The following is a 2,084-nucleotide window of genomic DNA, read 5'->3' as shown; positions in this document are numbered from 1 at the left end:
GACCTGCTCGTCCCCCTGGCCCCCGCACCTCCCGGCATCGCGGCCCATCGCCCGCACCGCGTCGCCGAACTGCTCCCCGTGCTGACCCACCGGGTGGCTCCCACGCGGCTCCTCGGCTCACCCGCCTGAAGCGCCGCGCCCCGAAGCCGTCCGCGTTCCGAAGGTCTCCGCGCCCCGTCGTCGAATTCCCGGCGGCGGGGTCGCGCTTTTTCGTTCCGTCCCCCTTATTCGCTCGTACGAGCACTCAATAGCTCGTACGAGCCGGAATGGATCACCTGCCCGACCTGACTAGCCCCATTCGGCCAGTGCGAACCATCCGAAGTGACAGTCCAGTTGGGGTGAACCGTCCGCGCGGGTGATGCGTCATGAACCTGTGAGAAGCCGTGCCGCGAAATCCCTGCGGATCGACGCCCGTAGGGCAACACTGGGTTCCGACGACTTATCACAACGGGGGGCGGCCATGAACGACACTTCGAGCCGCGGAACAGACACGACAACCGACTCAGCCATCCCATCCACCACGACACATCGAGAGATCCCACCCATGTGCCAGCACCAGACTCCGTGCCCGTCAGCCGAATCCGCCGACCGGGAATCCGCCCGTCTCGTGGCGCACCACCCGGAGCAGGGTTGGAGCCTGCTGTGCAACGGTGTGCTGCTCTTCGAGGACACCGGCGAGCTCCTGCCGGACGGCCGGGTCATCGACCCGCACCGTCCGCTGGCCTCCAGCCAGGTGATGACGGCCGCCTGAGGCCGCCGGGCGGCGTGACCTCCCGCCCGCAGACATGAGGGGCCGGCCGCAGGACACCCTGCGAACCGGCCCCGACGCGTGTCCGGGTGCCGTCACTCACCGTCACCGCCACGAACGGGACGGTACGCCTTCCCACGGATGCCCGTTTTCCGGAAGACTCCTGGAAGTTTCGGGGGCGACCCGTCGACGGAGGTGGGGCAAGTGGCAGCACATGAGGCCGAGGCCGGGGGCAAGGTCACGATCACGGAGATCGCCCGGCAGGCCGGGGTGTCCGTACCGACCGTGTCCCGCGTCGTCAACGGCCGGTCCGACGTGTCGCCGCAGACCCGCGCCCGCGTCGAGGACCTGCTGCGCCGGCACGGCTACCGCAAGCGCCCCGCGGCCCCGGGCACCCGGGCCGGCCTGCTCGACCTGGTCTTCAACAACCTCGACAGCCCCTGGGCCGTCGAGATCATCCGCGGGGTCGAGGAAGTCGCGCACGCCGCCGGGGTCGGCACGGTGGTGTCGGCCATCCACGGACGTTCGGGTGACGCCCGCGAGTGGATGCGCAACCTCCGGGCCCGGGCCTCGGACGGCGTCATCCTCGTCACCTCGGCCCTGGAGCCGACGCTCCACGAGGAACTGCGCATTCTCGGCGTCCCGCTGGTCGTCGTCGACCCGGCGGGCTCGCCCGCCCTGGAGGCCCCCACCATCGGTGCCGCCAACTGGTCGGGCGGCATGGCGGCCACGGAACACCTGCTGTCCCTGGGGCACCGCCGGATCGGCCTGATCGCGGGGCCGCCGCGGCTGCTGTGCTCACGGGCCCGGCTGGACGGCTACCGCGCGGCTCTCGAACGCGCCGGCATCGCGATGGACGAGTCCCTCGTCGTCCCCGGCGACTTCCGCCCCGAGTCCGGCTTCACCGCCTGCGACACCCTGCTCGGCCTGCCCGAGCCGCCGACCGCCGTGTTCGCGGCCAGCGACCAGATGGCGCTCGGCGCGATCGAGGCACTGCGCCGACGCGGAATGCGGGTGCCGCAGGACATGAGCGTGGTCGGTTTCGACGACCTTCCGGAAGTCCGCTGGTCGGCCCCACCCCTGACCACGGTCCGCCAGCCCCTGGCCGACATGGGCAAACTGGCCGTACGCACGGTGCTCCACCTGACCCACGACGAACACCCGAGCTCCCCTCGGGTCGAACTGGGAACGAACCTGGTGGTGCGGGCCAGCACGGCACCTCCGACGGGGCGCACGTGACGAACCGGCCCGACTGGGCGGAAGCCGACAAGCCCCCCGGCACGGTCCGGCTGGCGCCCCGACCCGACCCGTACACCGGGGCGCCAGCCGGACCGTG

Annotated in this window: 2 protein-coding genes; both read left to right on the top strand. The window is 71.5% G+C overall.

The annotated features are described in order from the left end of the window. Window positions 1-544: 544 nt before the first annotated feature. Complete coding sequence (locus CCL05_RS41140; RefSeq protein ID WP_086565677.1) at window positions 545-751, top strand: DUF5999 family protein; 207 nt, start codon at window positions 545-547, stop codon at window positions 749-751. Window positions 752-952: 201 nt separating this feature from the next. Next, window positions 953-1,987, top strand: coding sequence for a LacI family DNA-binding transcriptional regulator (locus CCL05_RS41135; RefSeq protein ID WP_167409718.1), 1,035 nt, complete (start codon window positions 953-955; stop codon window positions 1,985-1,987). The last annotated feature ends 97 nt before the right edge of the window (window positions 1,988-2,084 follow it).

This window comes from Streptomyces africanus (assembly GCF_002150735.1).
In the GTDB taxonomy this organism is placed as follows: Bacteria; Actinomycetota; Actinomycetes; order Streptomycetales; family Streptomycetaceae; genus Streptomyces; species Streptomyces africanus.
The sequence above is the reverse complement of the archived record's forward strand: the minus strand, read 5'-3'. Positions and strand labels throughout refer to the sequence as shown.

Bases quoted from the DNA above. Each gene is read 5' to 3' on its own strand.
- CCL05_RS41140 (WP_086565677.1), top strand. From the start codon at position 545: ATGTGCCAGCACCAGACTCCGTGCCCGTCAGCCGAATCCGCCGACCGG.